Consider the following 18,023-nt stretch of genomic DNA (forward strand, 5'->3'; position numbering starts at 1 on the left):
TTACTGCCGCCAGCCTCCGCCTAAAGCTTTATAGAGATTTACAGCAGACTGCAACTCCTGCAGCTTATCGTTTACCGCACTCAGCTTTGCCGTCAGCAGGTTCTGTTCAGCGGTAAGCACATCAGTATAATTGGTATTGGATGTGTATTTGAGCAATTCTTTGGTAAAATCACTTGCTTTATCCAATGCAGCCAACTGTCCGCCACGTTGTGCCTGCTTCTCCTTTGCCATATCATATGCGTACAACGCATCGCTAACCTCCTTACCCGCTGTAAGCAGAGAAAGCTGAAAATTGTAGTAGGCCTCCTGCTGCGTGGCCCTGGCAATACGCAACCGGGCTTTGTTCTGTCCCTGATTGAATATCGGCTGCGTAAGGCCGCCGATAATACTTCCGTAGAAAGTGCCGTCAAAAAAGTGCTGCAGCGTATTGGCCGTGGCAAAGCCCGCAGTACCGGATATGGTGAGCGCCGGGTAAAAATACGCGCGCGCAACATTTACCAGATCAAATGCATTACGGAAAGCATATTCCGCTTCCTGTACATCGGGTCTGTTGGCGAGTAGTTTTGCAGGAACGCCTGTTCTGAGGTCGGCAGTTATTGCCTGTTCTACGAAGCTGCCCCTCGCAATACTGTCCGGCGGCAACGCCAACAGGATACTGAGCGCATTTTCCAGTTCCCGGCGACTGCGCTTCAGGTCGGGTAGTTGCAGCGAAGCTGCGTACACATTTGCTTCACTGTTCACCACGTCTGCACCGGTAACGATAGCCGCCTCTTTCAGGTCGCGCACCACATCCACTTCCTTACTGCGGTTCTGAACGCTGGCCTCCACAATACGGATCTGCTCATCGTAAGCCAGCAGTTGGAAATAATCGTTTGCAATTGTAGCGATCAGCTGTGTCTGCACTGCCCTGCGGTATGCATCGCTCTTCAGATAGGCCGACAGATTTGCCCTGCGCGCACTGCGCAATTTACCCCAGATATCCAGCTCCCAGCTGCTGGTGCCTGTGAGCGCATACACATTGTAGGAAGGAATGCTGCTCACATTTACCCCATTTGCCCGCACCTGAGCGGTAGAAGGCTTGCTGTGGGTCATCTGGGCATTGGCCGAGAGACTCGGCAGGAGTGCTAAAGTACTTTGCTGTACTGACGCAGCAGCGCTTTCCATGCGGGCAACCGCTATTTTCAGATCGTAATTGCGCTGCAAACCTTCGTCGATCAATTGCCGCAGGCGGCTGTCCGTAAAGAGTTCCCGCCAGGGCATTTCTGCAATTCCGGAACTATCATGATCGTTATGACCGCGAAACAGATGTTCTGTCTGAAGGTCAGCCGGTCTTTTATAATGATGCAGCACATCACAGGAGCCCAACAATGTCAGGAAAACAAATGCTGCACTTATGCATTTTATAGATGCCATTTTCATAATCTTTACTGTATACGAAAAACTATATACCCTCTGCACGCCTGCGTGCCTCACGCTCCTGCGGCGTACCGCTGATGCGCTCCTGCAAACCCTGGAAGATCATAAACAAAACCGGGATAACGATCACCCCCAGCAAGGTTCCGGTAAGCATACCGCCTACAGATCCAACCCCAATGGAACGATTGCCGTTAGCACCCGCTCCGCTTGAAAATACGAGCGGGAGCAATCCGAATATGAATGCGAAAGAGGTCATCAGGATCGGGCGCAAACGTGCTTCCGCTCCCTGCAACGCCGCCTCAAACAACGACAACCCGTGCCTGCGCCGCTGCAGTGCAAATTCCACTATCAGGATCGCATTCTTCGCGAGCAGACCAATCAGCATGACCAGCGTGATCTGCACATAGATATTATTATCAATACCCCAGAGATTAATGAACAGCAATACCCCGCTCAAGCCTACCGGCAGCGAACAGATAACAGCCAGCGGCAGCAGGTAGCTTTCATACTGCGCACTCAGCAGGAAGTATACGAATACCAGGCAGAGCATGAAAATATACACCGACTGCGATCCGGCCTGTTGCTCTTCACGGCTGATACCGGAGAACTCATAGCCGTAACCGGCAGGAAGCGTTTGTGCAGCAACCTCCTGTATGGCACGCAGGGCCTCGCCGGTACTGAATCCCTGTTTGGGAGATCCGTTTACGGAGATTGAAGTGAACAGATTAAAACGGGAAATACTTTCGGAGCCATAGACACGCTTCAATGTGACGAATTCCGTGATCGGAGCCATATGCGTACCATCCTGTGTGCGCACATAGATGTTATTAAGTCCTTCGGGAGTGGCACGGAAATTCGTATCTGCCTGAACCATTACCCGGTATTGCTTTCCAAACTGGTTAAAATTGCTGGCATAGGATGCACCGTAATATACCTGCATCGTCTGCAGCAGGGCATTCACACTCACCCCGGCCTCCTTGCAGCGCGCCACATTTACCTGTAACTCATATTGCGGAAACCCAGGATTGAAAGGTGTGGCGGCATATTGTATTTCCGGACGTTTGTTCAAGGCATCCAGGAAGCCGGTAGCAACTTTATAAAAGTCATCCGCTGTATGCCCGCCCTTATCCTGCAACTGAAATTCAAAGCCTCCGCTGGTTCCGAAACCGGTTATCGTCGGCAGCGACATAAAAAAGATCTTCGCATCCTTGATAAAAGCTGTTTTCTGTCTCAACTCGCTGATCACATCTTCATTGCTCACGCCCTTACGTTTACTCCAGTGTTTGAGTTCCAGTATCTCCATTGCATAAGCGCTCCCCGACCCGGCCATAAAGTTCTGACCCACCATGCGCAGGGCGTTATTCACTTCCGGAATGGAACGGGTAACACTGTCTATCTGGTTTGCGACAACAGTGGTACGTTCAAGCGAAGTGGCCGGAGGCATACTCGTGCTCACAAATATGGTGCCCATATCTTCCGAAGGAACGAAGCTGGAAGGCGTTGCTTTCATCATCCAGCCGAATCCGACAGCAAAGACGGCCACCGCGGCAAGAACGATCCATTTACGTGCCGAAAGGAATTGCAGGACGCGCTTATACCGGCCCAGCAGCTGGTCGTAAGAGGCATTGAAAGCTACGCCAAAGCGGTAAAGAAAGCCCTTCTGTGCAGCTTCATCCGCAGACACATGTGCAGGCGGCTTCAGAAATAAGGCCGCGAGCGCCGGGCAAAGCGTGAGCGCATTGATTGCAGAAATCACAATCGCCACCGCAAGTGTGATACCGAACTGCCTGTAAAAAACACCGGTTGATCCTCCGATAAATGCAACCGGAACAAAAACAGCCGCCATTACAAGTGTAATCGATATAATAGCGGTGGAAATCTCAGACATCGCATCAATAGCTGCTTTACGAGGTGACGTGTAGCCGCTTTCCAGCTTGGCATGCACGGCTTCCACCACCACGATCGCATCATCCACCACAATGCCGATTGCCAGCACCAGTGCGAACAATGTAAGCAGATTGATACTGAACCCGAACAGGTACAGGAAAAAGAAGGTACCGCAAATAGATACCGGTACGGAGATGCCGTGGATCAGCGTACTGCGGAAATCCTGCAGGAAAATAAAAATCACCAGGAACACCAGCAGGAAACATTCGATCAGCGTATGTACCACTTTTTCGATCGATGCATCGAGAAATTTATTGATGTTCACCATATTGGTATTGTGCAAGCCGCTGGGATAAGTTTTGGCCGCATCATCAAGCACCCGGGTCGCCTCCTCGATCACCTGCCGCGCATTCGCTCCGGCAACCTGGTTTACCGATATATTCACCGAGGGTTTACCATTCACCACTGTTATGCTGCTGTAGCTTTGCGCACCAAGTTCCACCCTTGCAACATCCTTCAATCGCAGGATCTGTCCCTTTGCATCTGCCTTCAGGATGATATTTTCAAACTCTGAAACAGACTTCAGCTTGCCGGTATATTTGATCACATACTGAAAACTTTGTCCGCCATTCTCCCCGAATTTCCCTGGCGCCGCTTCTATATTCTGTTCGCTGAGTGCATCGCTGATATCGGATGGCACAAGACCGTAGACGGCCATTACATCGGGTTTCAGCCAGATGCGCATGGAATAATTGCGTGAGCCGAAAGCGGCTGCATCCCCTACTCCCTTAATGCGTTTGAGACGCGGCAGGATATTGATCTCGGCATAGTTCTGCAGAAAATTCTGGTCGTATGCGGGATTATCACTGTAGATCGCCGTGATCAGGAGGTTGCTGCTCTGGCGTTTGCGCACCGTCACCCCTGCCTGCGTCACCTCCTGCGGAAGCAGACTGGTAGCGGTGGAAACGCGGTTCTGGACATTCACTGCCGCCATGTCGGGATTGGTACCCACTTCAAAATAGACACTGATCGTGGCGGTTCCTTCATTAGTGGCACTGGAAGTCATGTACGTCATTCCCTCCACACCATTGATCTGCTCTTCCAGCGGAACGATCACGCTCTTCAGCACCACGTCGGCATTGGCGCCCGCGTAGGATGCCGATACCTGAACCGTAGGTGGTGTGATGTCCGGATACTGCGCCACAGGCAAGCCCACAAGACCCAATATACCCAGCAGCACAATCAGTACCGAAATAACCGTACTGAGAACCGGTCGTTCGATAAACACTTTTAATACGGTGGTTTTTTGCTCCATATCAGTTGTTTGAAAAATGATTAATGTCCGAGCACCTGTATGGTCATGCTGTCTTTGAGTCCGGTAATGCCCTGCGTCACAATGCGCTCCCCTGCCTGCAGCCCTGATTCCACCACAAAAGATTGGCCGTCTGCGGTAGGAATCGCGGTAATTGCCCGGCTCATCACACGATTGCCGTCTTTAAGCACATATACGAGGCGTTTATCCTGCAGTTCGAAAGTGGCGCTCTGAGGCACCAGTATTACCTGCCTGTATGTGTGGGGTATCTGCAAAGTGGCACTGCCACCGCTGCGCAGCAGACCGTCCGGATTCGGGAAACGCGCGCGGACGGACACGGAGCCCGTCGCGGTGTTCAGGATACCGCTTGCCGCGTGGATCCTGCCGGTATGCGGATAATGCGATCCGTCGGCCAGTAACAACTGTACTTCCGGCAACTGCGCGATACGGTTACTCAGATTGCTGTCGTTCCCGGATTGCAGCAACTGCTTTTCATTGAGCGAAAAATAGACATATACATCTTTGTCGGCCGCCAGCGTGGTGAGCGGGTTTGCAGAGCTGCCGCTCACGAGGCTGCCTTTTTTGTAAGGTATGGTACCGATGATACCATCGGCAGGGCTCACCACCTGCGTGTACCCGATATTGGCCTTCGCATTGGCGAGGGTGGCCTGAGCCTGAGCAAGCGCCGCTTTCTGAGCATTCAGCGTATATTCTGCCGATTCAAGTTCGTATTTGCTGATGATCTCCTTTTCCACCAGCGGACGGGTTTTGTTTACGGCCATCTGTGCCGCATTCACATTTGCCTGCGCCGAAAGTATTCCGGCTTCGGCGCTGCGCAATTCCTGCTCATACTGCGGACTGCTGATCCGGAATAAAGGTTGTCCGGCCTTCACACGCGCGCCTTCATCCACATACTGGGCCTCGAGATAGCCTTCCACACGAGGCCGTATTTCCACTACTTCCTCTCCCTGAATGGTGGCAGGATAGTTCTCGGAAAGGGTTATATCCTGCAGGGACAATTCACTCACGGGCAATTGAGGAGTGGCTGTATTACGGTCGGGTTTTGCAGCTCCCCGGCAACCGCCCAGCAGTGCACTTATTGCTATCAGTATGCCGGCTACAGGCAGCCGGGCAGGTAAATACTTCATAGTACGCTTGTTTAGCATGATCTGAATGCAAAACAACTACAGGAAAACACCGGAAATCCGCGCAATAGACCAATCAGCTTCAGGAACCGACAAAACCGCATAATAAATCTATGAAGCGGAAATGCGCGCCGACCAAGTGCATCGGTGCAGAGAAAACACCATTTGCGCGTTCGTCGACCCGTACAGCCGGTACAGGGTTTAAAACGGCTTCCCCGCCGATTCCTTTTCGACAAACCGTGCGATATGCGGTAAATTGCTTTACTTTTCTGCACGATGGCACAATCCAGGACACGTTTTTCTATAGGGCTGCACATACTGGCATGGCTCCTGCTGGGCTTCCAGATGCTGTTCTATGTTCCGCTGTCGTGGCACGTAAGTATTCCTGCCGCATTCTGGGTATGGCAGGTGGTGGTGCTGCTGATGATGATCGCACTTTTCTATACCAATGCCCGCATCATCGTTCCGCATACGATCATCCGCAAGCGACCCGGGCAATTTGTCGGCTGGCTGTTTGCCGCACTGCTGCTGATCCAGCTCGTTGCCTATGTGTACCGACTGGAAACGGGGCTCGACTCAAAACTGAGGGCTCTACTGGGCGACAAACGACATCATTCCCGCTTCCCGGACAATTTTATTTTTCTGATCTCGCTGCTGGTACTTGGGCTCAGCACCAGCTGGGCATTGCTCATTCACTGGCAGCGTTCCGAAAAACTCAAGCAGCAATGGCAACAGGAAAAAACGCTGGCCGAGCTGTCTATGCTTAAAGCGCAGATCAATCCGCACTTCTTCTTCAATTCGCTAAATGCCATTTATGCGCTCACCTTCCTCGATGTGGAAGACTCGCGTAAGGCCCTGCACACACTGAGCCGCATGATGCGTTACCTGCTTTACAATTCCCGGGACGAGCATACCACGCTGGCAAAAGAGCTGGCCTTCCTGAAGGATTATATTTCGCTGATGCGTATCCGGTCGAACGACAAACTGAAAATATATACCGAGCTGCCCGAAAGCCTTCCGGAATCTTATGTGGCACCGATGGTACTGTTACCCTTTGTGGAAAATGCGTTCAAACATGGTGTGGATGCGCTGACGGAAACAGAAATCGACATACGGCTGAACCTGTCCGCTGAAAAGCTGCACCTGCTGGTGATCAACAGCATTGTGCACAACAACCACCATCCGCATACGGATGAAGGAGGCATCGGACTCACCAATACCTGCCGCCGGCTGCAATTGCTTTATCCGGATCGGCACAGCCTGCAGACCGGCATCAATGCTGCCGGAGATTATGAAGTGAACCTGTTAATTGATCTGAACGCATGAAAAACATCAGCTGTATCGCCGCCGACGATGAACCATTAGCCCTGAAACTGGTGGAGACGTTTATCCGCCAGACGCCTTTCATGCAATTGCAGAAAAGCTGCGACAGCGCACTTGAGGTAATGAAGCTTTTACCGGAATTAAAACCGGAACTCCTGTTTCTGGACATTAACATGCCCAACTTCAGCGGCATGGAGCTTGCACATTTGCTTGCCCGGCAACAGGATCCGCCACGGATCATCTTCACTACCGCTTATGAGCATTTTGCGATAGAAGGATATAAGGTGCAGGCTGTAGGATACCTGCTGAAACCCTTTGACTACAATGAATTTCTGGCGGCAGCCACCCGTGCGCGTGAGCTCATAACCTCAGACGAAACACCGCCCGCCGCTTCGCTGCACGACGATTTTATCTTTATCAAAGTGGAATACCAATGGATAAGGGTGCGCCACGAGGATATCCTGTATATAGAAAGCCTCAAAGACTATGTCAGACTCCACCTTGCGGGCAACGAGGCACCCCTGCTCTCCCTTACATCCTTAAAAGCACTGGAAGAAAGACTCCCCGCTTCCCGCTTCCTGCGCATTCACCGTTCTTTTATTGTACCACTGGATAAAATCAGCAGTATCGGAAAACATTCTTTATTCATTCAGAAAACAGAAATACCCGTGGGTGAGCAATACCGCGAAACCTTCAGGAATATAGTGGACAAGTGGATCTCCTGACCGGGGAACTTACGGGATAAAGATCCTTTTTATGTATAGGGTGGACAAAACAGCAGGTGATCGGAGCAATCCGGTCGCCTGTTTGTATTTTCAGGTAAATTTCAGGGAATTCATTACAAAGCACCATAATACCGGCGTGTGAAGCGCTGAATTTCCTGCCGCACCCCTGCGGCAACCTTGCCGGAACACCGGATTACTTCCCGTACCCCTGCGGCGACCTTGCCGGAACGCCGGATTGCCTGCCGCACCCCTGCGGCAACCTTGCCGGAACACCGGAAAGCTCCCCGTACCCCTGCGGCAACTTTGCCGGAACACCGGATTGCCTGCCGCACCCCTGCGGCGACGCTGCCGGAACGCCCAAAAGCTCTTTCGCGGAAATTTTGTGCGCTTTTTCAAAAAAGAACGGACAGCGCCGTAGCACTGCCCGTCTTTTACTCCTCTCACACTACTATCTTATTTACATTTTCAGTATTTCAAATTCGGTGCGTCGGTTTTCCTGGTGCTGCTCTTCGGTACAATTGCTGCACTTACAGTCCGCAACCGGATTGGATTCTCCATACCCTTTAGATTCCATACGGTCTGCACCGATGCCGTTCTCCGTGAGCCAGCGTACCACAGAAGCGGCACGACGCTGCGACAGGTTCTGGTTGTAAGCATCCGCCCCGCGGCAATCGGTATGTGCGTTGATGCGGATCGCCATTCCGGGATGGGCTTTCAGCACGTCGATCAGGCGTTCGAGTGACGGCTTGGCATCTTCCCGGATATTTGCCTTATCATAATCATAGTAGATATTTTCGATCCTGATCACAGCGCCCACCTGCAGACGGCTCATAAAGATGGTGTCGTTCAGGGGCTGGTGTGTTCCACGGCGTACATTTTTCAAAGGAACCAGCCGTTCTTCGCTGTACATTCCTTCTTTCAATGCAAATATCTGGTAGTCCGACCCTTCCGCAAGGCGTGTGTCTACCCCGCCGCCCGCGTCACTGTGTAAGGTGTCGGTATGGGGATTGGCACCCAGTTGTTTCACCACCACATCCGTATACGGCAAGGGCACACGGCCTGCGCGATCCATCACAATACCGTGATAAGGCACACCGCCTGTTGGCTTAAGTACAATACGCCGTCTGATCGTATCGACGGGACGAGCGCCTGCTGCCAGAAACGCCAGTTCCTGCGGCTCATATCCGTCTCGCTGGATACGCGCAACATAATTCGTCTGGGGGTACAGGGACGTAAGTAAATGCCCGTCGATGCCACTGCTCATTTCGCGCTTGTCACCCGTTGCCTGCAGTTGTACCATAGCACCCGCCACCGGAGCTTCTCCGTTCTCATCCACGATATCCAAAGCAAGAAACAGCGTGCTGCGGTTGAAATAAAAGATATTGTCACCCGCTTTTGCAGCCGGACGATTGGAACTCATGAAACCCGATGCGCCATCTGCAAAAAATGCGGGAGACATGTCATCGTAAGAAGAATTGAACGGAATGCCCAGCAACTGGGGTTCGGAAAACGCGCTGCGCGATTCGTCCCATTGTGCATAATAAATGTCCAGACCCCCGATTCCCGGATGCCCGTCCGAAGAAAAATACAGGGTCTTTTCATCCTGCATGTACGGAAACAGCTCTTCGCCTTCCGTATTGATCATGCTGCCCAGACTTGCCGGAACAGACCAGTTGCCGGAAGCATCTTTCTTAGACCAGTACAGATCGCTTCCTCCTTCTCCGCCCGGCTTATCCGACACAAACACCAGCGTATTCCCGGAAGGACTTAAAGCAGGCTGCGCGTTGGAATACCGCTTATCATTGAACGGAAACGGTTTGATGCTGCCAAACTGCTGTGAAGCGGAATCATACTGATTGGCCATCATCAGCTCCAGGTGCACCACATCCTGCGCATCTTCCTGCACATCATCTCCGAGGAAGCGACGCACAAAATTGGTACGGGTGAATACGGCATCCCTCCCATCTGCGGTAAAGGAGGCCGGCCCGTCGTGGAATTTCGAATTCACCTTATTGCCCACTTTGTGTACCTGACCGGCACAGTCGCCCTGGCTACTGCAATCCATTGCATACAGGTTTACGAAAGAGTTGCCGCTGTGATGGTCGGTCTTGTCTTTGCCGAACAACACCGTATCGGAAGCAAAAATGAGCTCCTTTCCGCGCAGTGTACTGCCGAATTCATTTGCATCCGTATTACAGGCAGCGAGTTTTACGGTTCCTTCCGGCATACCGTTTATGCGGGAAGGGGCGTTGCCGGCTGCGAGGAGCATATTTTTAGCACGGCGTTCATTGGGGTTCTGCTGCAGATATAGTTTCAGCTGGTCGGCAGCTTCCGTATAGCGTTGCAGACTCATCAATACCTGGGCATAGTGCATCCGCACCATCGGATCAGGGTTGGATGTTGCCACGGCTTTCTGATAACTCGCCGCCGCTTTTTCCATCTGGCGGGTGAGCCGGTAACAGTCCGCCAGTGCAGCGTATGTCTGTGCATCATTCTGCGCAACGGCTGCCTTTTCATAAAGAGGGATCGCATCGTGGAATGCGAGGTGATTATAAAGATAGCGGGCTTTGGTCAGATCGGAATTTTCCGATTTCGCCTGTACGGGGAAAGAAAGCATCACCCCGGCAAGCACACTGTATATATATGCTGATTTCATAAAATTTCGGTTTTAGGAGTGAACTTTAAAACATGCTGACAAAACGCGGATGAACATATTTGTTCTGATCGCGGGTAAAATCGAAACCTACGGTAAACTCGTGCGACCCTCCGGTGAAACCATTCAGCACCTTTGTAGCATAGTCGTACGAATAGCCCACATTAACGCGCTGTGCAACCTGCAGGTGAACGATACCCGCAATGCTGTTGTCTGTACGCCAGGTGGCACCGAACATCAGCCGGTCGTAGAAAATTGCGGAAAGGTTCAGATCGGCGGTGGCAGGCAGCTGGTATTTGCCGTTACCCGCATAACGGAAGAGTCCCTGGGGTTCCAGCTTCACCGATTCGGATACTTTGAACACGTATCCCGCAGAGGCATAGTACCCGCGCACCTGCCGGTTGTTCTGAACATTATTCACCTTATTGTCCTTGTCGTAATAGTTCTCCAGCATATGCGGCACCGATACACCTGCGTAAAAGCGGTCGCCACGCCAGTAAACTCCTGCCCCGAAATTGGGCAGGAATTCGTTTTTGAAATTATTACTGAGCGAGGCATCCCCCTGTTGCATGGGGTTCAGATCACCATATTTTGCACTCATCATCGAAGCGCCGGCCTGCAGCCCCAGGGACAACATCGTTTTACCGAGTGCTATACGGTAGGCATAATAAGCCATGAAGTTTGTGTTGTTCAATACGCCTGCCGACTCATTGGATACCGAGAGCCCGAGTGCTACGTGGCGGAATGGCTTCATGTAACTGCCTACGGGGGCATCTATGGAAATAGCCATATTTCGCGGCGCCCCGTCTATACCCACCCACTGGGCGCGGTATAAAGCGTTCACCGAAAGCACATCGCGGCTGCCTGCGTACGCAGGATTGTACAGCAGCTTATTGTACATAAACATGGTATAATGCGGCGCAACTGTTGTCTGCGCCAGGGCCGGAGCTGCCATCAGGGAAGCTGCCAGCGCTATATAGAGATTTGCTTTTTTCATTTTGTTCCGTTTAATGATTGAGGGATGCATACTTAGCGTTTCAGCAATACGGCTCCTTTAAAGGTGTTTTGCTCTTTGGTTTTGCCGGGTGCGTTCAATTGCAGGATATAGTAGTAGGTTCCGGTTGGTAACGCATCTCCGGTTTTAGAATTCATACCGGTGAAACTGTTATCATACGGACTTCTCTCATATACCAGATCGCCCCATTTGTCCACGATCTGCAGCTTATTCTGCGGGTAGAAAACAATGCCTTCAATAAAGAATGCGTCGTTCATACCATCGCCGTTAGGCGTGAGCACATCATGCACCACCAGGTCTGTATTGCAATCGATGGCGGCTACCTGAGCGGAAGCACTCGCAACACAGCCGCGTGCGTCTGTAACATTCAGCGTATAACTTCCGGCTTCGAGTCCCTGAAGATCCTGAGACACTAATCCGTTGCTCCATGCAAAATTGTAAGGGGTGGTTCCGCCGCTGATATGCACCGTGATCGATCCGTCTGCACCGGGCAGACAGGAATCCGACTGAACCCTAAGAGACAGCATCAGGGAATCATTCTGTGTGATCTGCAGATTCGTGTCTGCTGTACACTTGGTCTGCTGATCGGTGGCGGTAACGCTGTAAGATCCGGCTTTGAGTCCTGCACGGGCAGCACCGCTTACGCCATCGCTCCACATATAGGTATAATTACCGCTGCCATTTGTAGCCAGCACCGTTGCCGCACCGCTTGCATTGCCATAGCAATCCACCGGTGTTACGGAAGCAGAGATCTGTAATGCAGAGACAGGCGCTACAACCGCACTTACCGCAGCCGAACAACCGGCATCGTCGGTAACAGTCAGCATATAAGAGCCTTTGGCAATATTCACGAGATCTTTCGTGATTGCACCTGTAGACCACAGGTAGCTGTATGGCGGCACGCCTCCGGACGCACTTGCATATACGGCACCGGAAAGTGTGTCTCCGCATCCTACGCCTCTCACAGAATCAATGACTGCTTTCACCGGATTGGATGCGTCTATCCCGATCACCACGCTCAGATCTGCCGAGCAACCCTGTGCATCGGTAACCGTCAGCAGGTAGCTGCCGGGACTCACGTAAGACAGATCTTTTGTTTTGGCGCCATTGCTCCAGCTATAGCTGTACGGGGCAAGGCCACCCTCCACTTTCACGGTAACGGCGCCGGAAGCACTTCCCGTACAACGGGCTGCGGTCTGACTCAATACAGAAAGCTTGATCTTATTCATCGTATCCACTTTAATGTTCACACTCAGCTCACCGGTACATCCGGCGGCATCGGTCACTTTCACTGTATAACTTCCCGGCACGAGCCCGCTCACCACTTTTGTAGTAGCGCCGTTCGACCAGTCGTAGCTGTACGGAGCCTGACCGCCGCTTACATTGATATCGATCGCACCGGAAGCATTGCCGCTGCAGGCTGCATCGGTAATGGTTGCAGTGGTTACATTGATCGCCTTAGCGGGATCAACGGTTATATTGCCGCTGTATTCTGCGGTGCAACCGTACACATCCTGTACGCGCAGGCTGTATAATCCGGGCTTTGCATTTACCAGATCTTCCATAACACTACCGTCTGACCACAAGTACGTGTACCCGGGAGTACCGCCGCTCACACTTACGAAGAGACCGCCGTTATTACCTGCGGCACAACCGGCACCACGCATAGAATCGGAAGCGATGCGTACGCGTTTCGCGGTATCAATTCCCACTGAAGTCGTCAGCGAAGAAGAACAGCCTTCTCCGTCCATTACAGTAACGGTGTAGCTGCCGGGGGCCACATTCGTAAGCGTTTTACCCACAGCACCGGTAGACCAAAGGAAAGTATAGGGAGCAGTTCCGCGTGTAACATCCGTATTAATGCTGCCGGTTTTACTGCCGATACAGGCTGCTCCTTCAGTGCTGCTTACAATCAGTCGCAGCGAGCGGGCTGTATCCACCGCCGTATTCACATCCAGGTTTACCTTACAGCCCCTCGCATCGGTAACCGTGAGGCGGTAGGCACCAACCGGAACGTTCATCAGGTCTTCCATGGAAGAACCGCTACTCCAGGCGTAAGCATAAGGCGCAGTTCCGCCGGAAGCCGTTACGTAAATGGCGGCACCTGTACCTGCTGCACAGGCAGCACCACGCAGTGAGTCGGTCACCACTTTAACCGTTTTTGCGGTATCGTAGTTCAGGGTAACGATCAGCTGACCGGGACAACCATTCGCATCCGTAGCCGTGATCACATAAGTGCCGGCATTCACACCGGTGATGTCGTCGGTAGTCTGACCGGAAGACCAGGAATATGTATAAGGAGCGAGTCCGCCGGAAACAGAAGTGTAAATAGCTCCGTCACCACTTACGGTACAGGTAGGACGTTTCACCGAGTCCTGAACTACGTTTATCGTTCCGGGCAATACGCCTACACTGGCATTCAATGTAGCCGAACATCCGGAAGCATCGGTAACAGTAACAGTATAAGATCCTGCAACTACATTCACGAGGTCGGCAGCAGCAGAGACAAACACACCGGATTTACGCCAGTCGTACGTATAAGGAGCCGTACCTGCAGATGCCGTGATATAAATAGCCCCCGTTGCGCTGGACGAACAACCCGAAGCTTTGGTAGAGTCAAGCACCACTTTAAGCGCCGCAGGCGAATCGATGGTTACCGCAGCACTGAGATTTGCGGTACAGCCCAAGGCGTCTGTCACTGTAAGGTTATACACACCAGGCACCACACCGCTCAGATCTTTGGTAGATGCACCGCCGGGTGACCAGTTGTAGGTATAAGGTGTGGCACCGCCGCTCACATTTACAGATACCGCGCCGCTTGCCGATGTATTACAACTGGCTTTGGTGATCGAAGCCACAGCAGCACGCAACAGGCGGGAAGAATCCGTAAGCAGTGGCAGGGTAATGTTTGCACCGCAGCCATTGGCGTCTGTTACGGATAATGTATAGTTACCTGCTGCCTTTCCACTGAGATTCTGTGTGGATTCTCCGGAAGACCAGGAATAGGTGTAAGGGGCAAGACCACCGAGTATGCTTACGTTGATACGACCATTGGGAGCGCTCAGGCAGGAAGTATTCGCCACCGGCGTTGCATTGATCGAAACCGGCGTTTTTGCACGGAGCTCAAACAAAGTCACGGAAGTACATTGTGTGACAGTATCTGTCGCGGTAAGCGAATAGGTACCCGGCTTCAGTCCGGAAACAGAACTGCCTGTAATACCATTCGACCATCGCAGAACGGTATTAGAAGGCACAGACGCCACACTGATAGCGCCATTTCCGTTGGTTCCGCAATCCGGTTGTGTGACACTGGCACTCAGTGCCGGACCCGAACTGTCGCTTACAGCAAATAACTGCTGACTGGTGCAGGACGAACCACCATCGGAAACAGTAACGCTGTACACGCCGGAACGCAAACCGGTCAGCGTTGCACCTGTGGCTCCACCCGCCCATGCGTAAGTGTAGGAACCGGAACCACCGCTTACAGAGTTAATGGTAACAGAACCATTGGCCACACCGCAGGAAGCAGCTTTCACAGTAGCATTTACCGTAAGCGCCGCGTTATCGGCGATGGTTATACGCACCGTTTTTACACAGGAAGCAGTAACATCTTTGACTGCCACGAAGTAGTTACCGGGACGCAGCCCGCTTACAGAAGCGCTTGTGGCACCCGTGCTCCAGAGGTAAGAGTAACTTCCGCTGCCTCCGGATACCGACACGCTTGCGCTGCCGTTCGGCGCCGCACAAGAAGTATTAGCGGTTGTACTCGGGGTAACCGTGTGCGTTGCCGTACCATCATCCACACCAAACGTGTCACGCAATACGCAGGAGGACGCAGCATCTGTAACAGTCACGGTATAAAGTCCGGCCGGAATGGAGGATAAAGCCGATCCTGTGGCACCGGTGCTCCAGGCGTAGGAGTAAGAGCCGCCGCCGCCAATCACGTTCAGTGAAATCTTAGCGTCACTTTTACCGCAACCGGATGTAGCGCTGATGCTGTGCTGCAGACTCAGCGTATTGGCCGCAGTAACGGTGAAGTCTCTGCGATACGTACAGGAATAAACATTGTCGGTAACGTTAACGGAATATAATCCGGGGCGTAATCCGGACAAGGAAGCAGTTGATGCACCGGTAGACCATTGATAGCTATAAACACCGCTGCCACCGGAAACGGTAAGAGCAATTGCACCGTTGCTGCCACCGGCACAGGTGGCTTGGGTTAGCGAGGCCGTAATATTCAGCCTGTTCGGCCGTACGTCTACCGTATCATTAGCTTTACAACCGTTGGTGTCAGTCACATTTACGTAATAGCGACCAACGGATGCCGATATGCTTTTTGTGGTAGCGCCGGTATTCCAGAGCGCTGAAGCAAAATATGCGGCAACGCCGATCGTACCGGATCCCGTTGCACAAAGAACGGTATCACCGGTGATCACGGGGTTAGGTAACGGGTTTTTGATCACTTCGAGAGGAACGGAACTGCGCGTACATGCGAAAGAATCTTCCACAGAAACATAATACGTACCGGATTCTGTAACAGTGATGGAATTGCCGGTAGCGCCGTTGCTCCATACGTAATTGCCCGCGCCGAGCGAATCGTATGCGGTGAGCGTCACACTGCTGCCCTCGCAGAAGTTCAGCGGACCGGAAGCGGATACGGTTACGGGCGGACGGTTCAGAGAATAGTAAAAAGCGTTGTACACCCGGATCGTGGATAACAGGCCCACCACCGCTGTCTTCAGCAGGCGTATTTTGGCAATACGATAAGAACCGGGGCTGGTTTTAAAACCTACAGTATATTTGCCACTCGTACCTGAAAGCAGTTTCAGTTGCAACAGACTTGCTCCGGAAATTGTTTCGCGTGCGGTTCCGGATGCATCGTAAGTGATCAGTGTCAGTCCGCCAAGTACATCCGCATCCAGTAAACCGGTTGTGGAAGCAATAGTAAACCCTACATAGTCACCTGCACGTGCAGAAACGGGAAAGCCCAGATCTACCCTTGCCGATCCGATAGTAAGCAGACTGATAGTAGTGTATAAAGACGCATAGTTATTAGGATTGGAGTCGGTGATACGGTCCGCATTATCTACGGAAGCGAGTAAAGGTGTGGCATAAGATTCGATTACCGTATTCGCGTAAACGGGCGGACAGGGTTTCTGGATCTGAAAACCATACACGCGGAAAGAAGTGAGGCTAACGCTGAGCAGATTGCTGATCTCAAGTTTTGCCTCCTTAAATTTGTAGTTATCGGCAATGCTTGTGACAAATTGCACATTGTACTGGTAGGTACCATTGCTGAGCAGACTCAGTGAAAGCACCGTTCCCGAGCTCCCGGTGGCCACCGGTGTTGTGCCGGCAGAGTCGTAGAGCTTAATTGTGAGCCGGTCCAGCACACCGGTACTGAGCAATCCGGCACTGCCCTGTACCGTTACGTTGACCACATCCCCTGCGTAACCGTATTCCGGGAAGCGTACACGGATGTCGCTCACCGGGAGTACGGTCAGGAGATTGGAAATGTAGGCGTAGTTCGTCCGGCTGGCATCAACGGCGCGTTCCGGGAACTGGAAGTCGGAGCTGTTACTGATAAGCTGGTCGGCATAGACCGGGGCCTGTGCCTGCGAAGGTAGCCGCAGGAGCAACAGCAGCAGGAGTCCGAGTAAGTGGAGAGGGTAATTTTTGATCATAATCGTTCATTTTATGGTTTTCAATTGAATACACAAGCATTCAGGTTGTGTGAAACGAAAATACCGGCAAGACGAATTAGGATCAAATGAAATTATTAGCAATAATTCAACTGCATAATAGATTTCTATGTAGTAACTTTGAAAATTCAAAAATCAATCTATACTATATTTTATCATTAGTAAGAAACTATAGACTCTATTTTAACGTATATGGCGCCGATGGGGATTTTCTGGTAAATCCCATTTAAATTGTAGTTCAAGCCAAACCGAAATAATAATGAAATGTGTAAAATGTAACAGTGAAGACTATACCAAAAACGGTATAGTAAAAGGGATCCAAAGGTACAAGTGTAAGATATGCGGCTATAATTTTACGGTAGAACGCAAGTCGACAGCGATTTCCCCGGACAAAAAAAGAACAGCCCTGATTCTATATCTGGAAGGGCTCCGCGTGACAACCATAGGTCAGATGCTCCATGTAAGTCATGTGTCTGTGCTTAACTGGGTAAAGCGCTATTGCAAAAACATGCAGGAGCTATGGGATGAGGATCCACATAAAAAAATGGAGCAGCAATGATATCTTTTGCTGGAATTTAAACACTCGTTTGACAAAAAAAACTGCGCCTCAGACAAGAGAATCGTTTAAATGCAGCCGAATAAACTGTGTAATTTTCAAAATATATTTGGATCACATTTGATAATCGCTATAATTAATTTTTTTTCTATCCGGATTTACGATAAAATTTTTTCTGCTTATCGAATTTTAATGCTTAGAATAGTCTAACATGTTCAAAACCAAGATAGAAGTTACAAATTATATTTTTAAGACAATTACTCCCAATTATAGATGCCTGATTAGCAAG

General features: G+C 51.4%; 9 protein-coding genes. 3 read left to right on the forward strand and 6 right to left on the reverse strand.

Annotation, left to right across the window (positions count from 1 at the left end):
- The 3 genes from ABD846_RS08895 to ABD846_RS08905 are packed head-to-tail and all read right to left on the reverse strand — an operon-like array spanning position 1 to position 5,763.
- A complete protein-coding gene (locus tag ABD846_RS08895; RefSeq protein WP_344825474.1) occupies positions 1-1,413 on the reverse strand; it encodes an efflux transporter outer membrane subunit in 1,413 nt (470 codons plus the stop codon).
- 28 nt (positions 1,414-1,441) lie between these two features.
- On the reverse strand, positions 1,442-4,618 hold the full coding sequence (locus tag ABD846_RS08900) for an efflux RND transporter permease subunit (protein WP_344825476.1): 3,177 nt from the start codon (positions 4,616-4,618) through the stop codon (positions 1,442-1,444).
- Positions 4,619-4,638: 20 nt separating this feature from the next.
- Positions 4,639-5,763 carry an efflux RND transporter periplasmic adaptor subunit gene (locus ABD846_RS08905; RefSeq protein WP_344825479.1) on the reverse strand — a complete coding sequence of 375 codons (1,125 nt, stop codon included), beginning with the start codon at positions 5,761-5,763 and terminating at the stop codon, positions 4,639-4,641.
- Between the two features lie 273 nt (positions 5,764-6,036).
- On the opposite strand from ABD846_RS08905, the gene ABD846_RS08910 reads away from it, so the two are divergent.
- The gene (locus tag ABD846_RS08910) at positions 6,037-7,086 is read left to right on the forward strand and encodes a sensor histidine kinase (RefSeq protein ID WP_344825482.1); all 1,050 of its coding nucleotides are present in this window, start codon (positions 6,037-6,039) and stop codon (positions 7,084-7,086) included.
- The gene (locus tag ABD846_RS08915; RefSeq protein WP_344825485.1) at positions 7,083-7,808 is read left to right on the forward strand and encodes a LytR/AlgR family response regulator transcription factor; all 726 of its coding nucleotides are present in this window, start codon (positions 7,083-7,085) and stop codon (positions 7,806-7,808) included. The genes ABD846_RS08910 and ABD846_RS08915 overlap by 4 nt, the downstream gene beginning before the upstream one ends.
- Before the next feature lie 457 nt (positions 7,809-8,265).
- Here the strand turns inward: ABD846_RS08915 and ABD846_RS08920 are convergent, their stop codons facing one another.
- From ABD846_RS08920 to ABD846_RS08930, 3 genes are read right to left on the reverse strand one after another with little or no spacing between them, the layout of a single operon-like run.
- Positions 8,266-10,464 carry an OmpA family protein gene (locus tag ABD846_RS08920; protein ID WP_344825488.1) on the reverse strand — a complete coding sequence of 733 codons (2,199 nt, stop codon included), beginning with the start codon at positions 10,462-10,464 and terminating at the stop codon, positions 8,266-8,268.
- 25 nt (positions 10,465-10,489) lie between these two features.
- Complete coding sequence (locus ABD846_RS08925; protein WP_344825490.1) at positions 10,490-11,458, reverse strand: PorP/SprF family type IX secretion system membrane protein; 969 nt, start codon at positions 11,456-11,458, stop codon at positions 10,490-10,492.
- A 32-nt stretch (positions 11,459-11,490) separates the two neighbouring features.
- Positions 11,491-17,160 (reverse strand): T9SS type B sorting domain-containing protein, encoded by a 5,670-nt coding sequence (locus ABD846_RS08930; RefSeq protein WP_344825493.1) that lies wholly within the window; start codon positions 17,158-17,160, stop codon positions 11,491-11,493.
- Between the two features lie 277 nt (positions 17,161-17,437).
- On the opposite strand from ABD846_RS08930, the gene ABD846_RS14760 reads away from it, so the two are divergent.
- The gene (locus tag ABD846_RS14760; protein WP_425568027.1) at positions 17,438-17,737 is read left to right on the forward strand and encodes an IS1/IS1595 family N-terminal zinc-binding domain-containing protein; all 300 of its coding nucleotides are present in this window, start codon (positions 17,438-17,440) and stop codon (positions 17,735-17,737) included.
- Positions 17,738-18,023: the final 286 nt, after the last annotated feature.

The sequence above is a fragment of the Rurimicrobium arvi genome, from assembly GCF_039540495.1.
Lineage (GTDB): Bacteria > Bacteroidota > Bacteroidia > Chitinophagales > Chitinophagaceae > Rurimicrobium > Rurimicrobium arvi.

Bases quoted from the DNA above. Each gene is read 5' to 3' on its own strand.
- ABD846_RS08895 (WP_344825474.1), bottom strand. From the start codon at position 1,413: ATGGCATCTATAAAATGCATAAGTGCAGCATTTGTTTTCCTGACATTG.
- ABD846_RS08900 (WP_344825476.1), bottom strand. From the start codon at position 4,618: ATGGAGCAAAAAACCACCGTATTAAAAGTGTTTATCGAACGACCGGTT.
- ABD846_RS08910 (WP_344825482.1), top strand. From the start codon at position 6,037: ATGGCACAATCCAGGACACGTTTTTCTATAGGGCTGCACATACTGGCA.
- ABD846_RS08905 (WP_344825479.1), bottom strand. From the start codon at position 5,763: ATGAAGTATTTACCTGCCCGGCTGCCTGTAGCCGGCATACTGATAGCA.
- ABD846_RS08925 (WP_344825490.1), bottom strand. From the start codon at position 11,458: ATGAAAAAAGCAAATCTCTATATAGCGCTGGCAGCTTCCCTGATGGCA.
- ABD846_RS08915 (WP_344825485.1), top strand. From the start codon at position 7,083: ATGAAAAACATCAGCTGTATCGCCGCCGACGATGAACCATTAGCCCTG.
- ABD846_RS14760 (WP_425568027.1), top strand. From the start codon at position 17,438: ATGAAATGTGTAAAATGTAACAGTGAAGACTATACCAAAAACGGTATA.
- ABD846_RS08920 (WP_344825488.1), bottom strand. From the start codon at position 10,464: ATGAAATCAGCATATATATACAGTGTGCTTGCCGGGGTGATGCTTTCT.
- ABD846_RS08930 (WP_344825493.1), bottom strand. From the start codon at position 17,160: ATGATCAAAAATTACCCTCTCCACTTACTCGGACTCCTGCTGCTGTTG.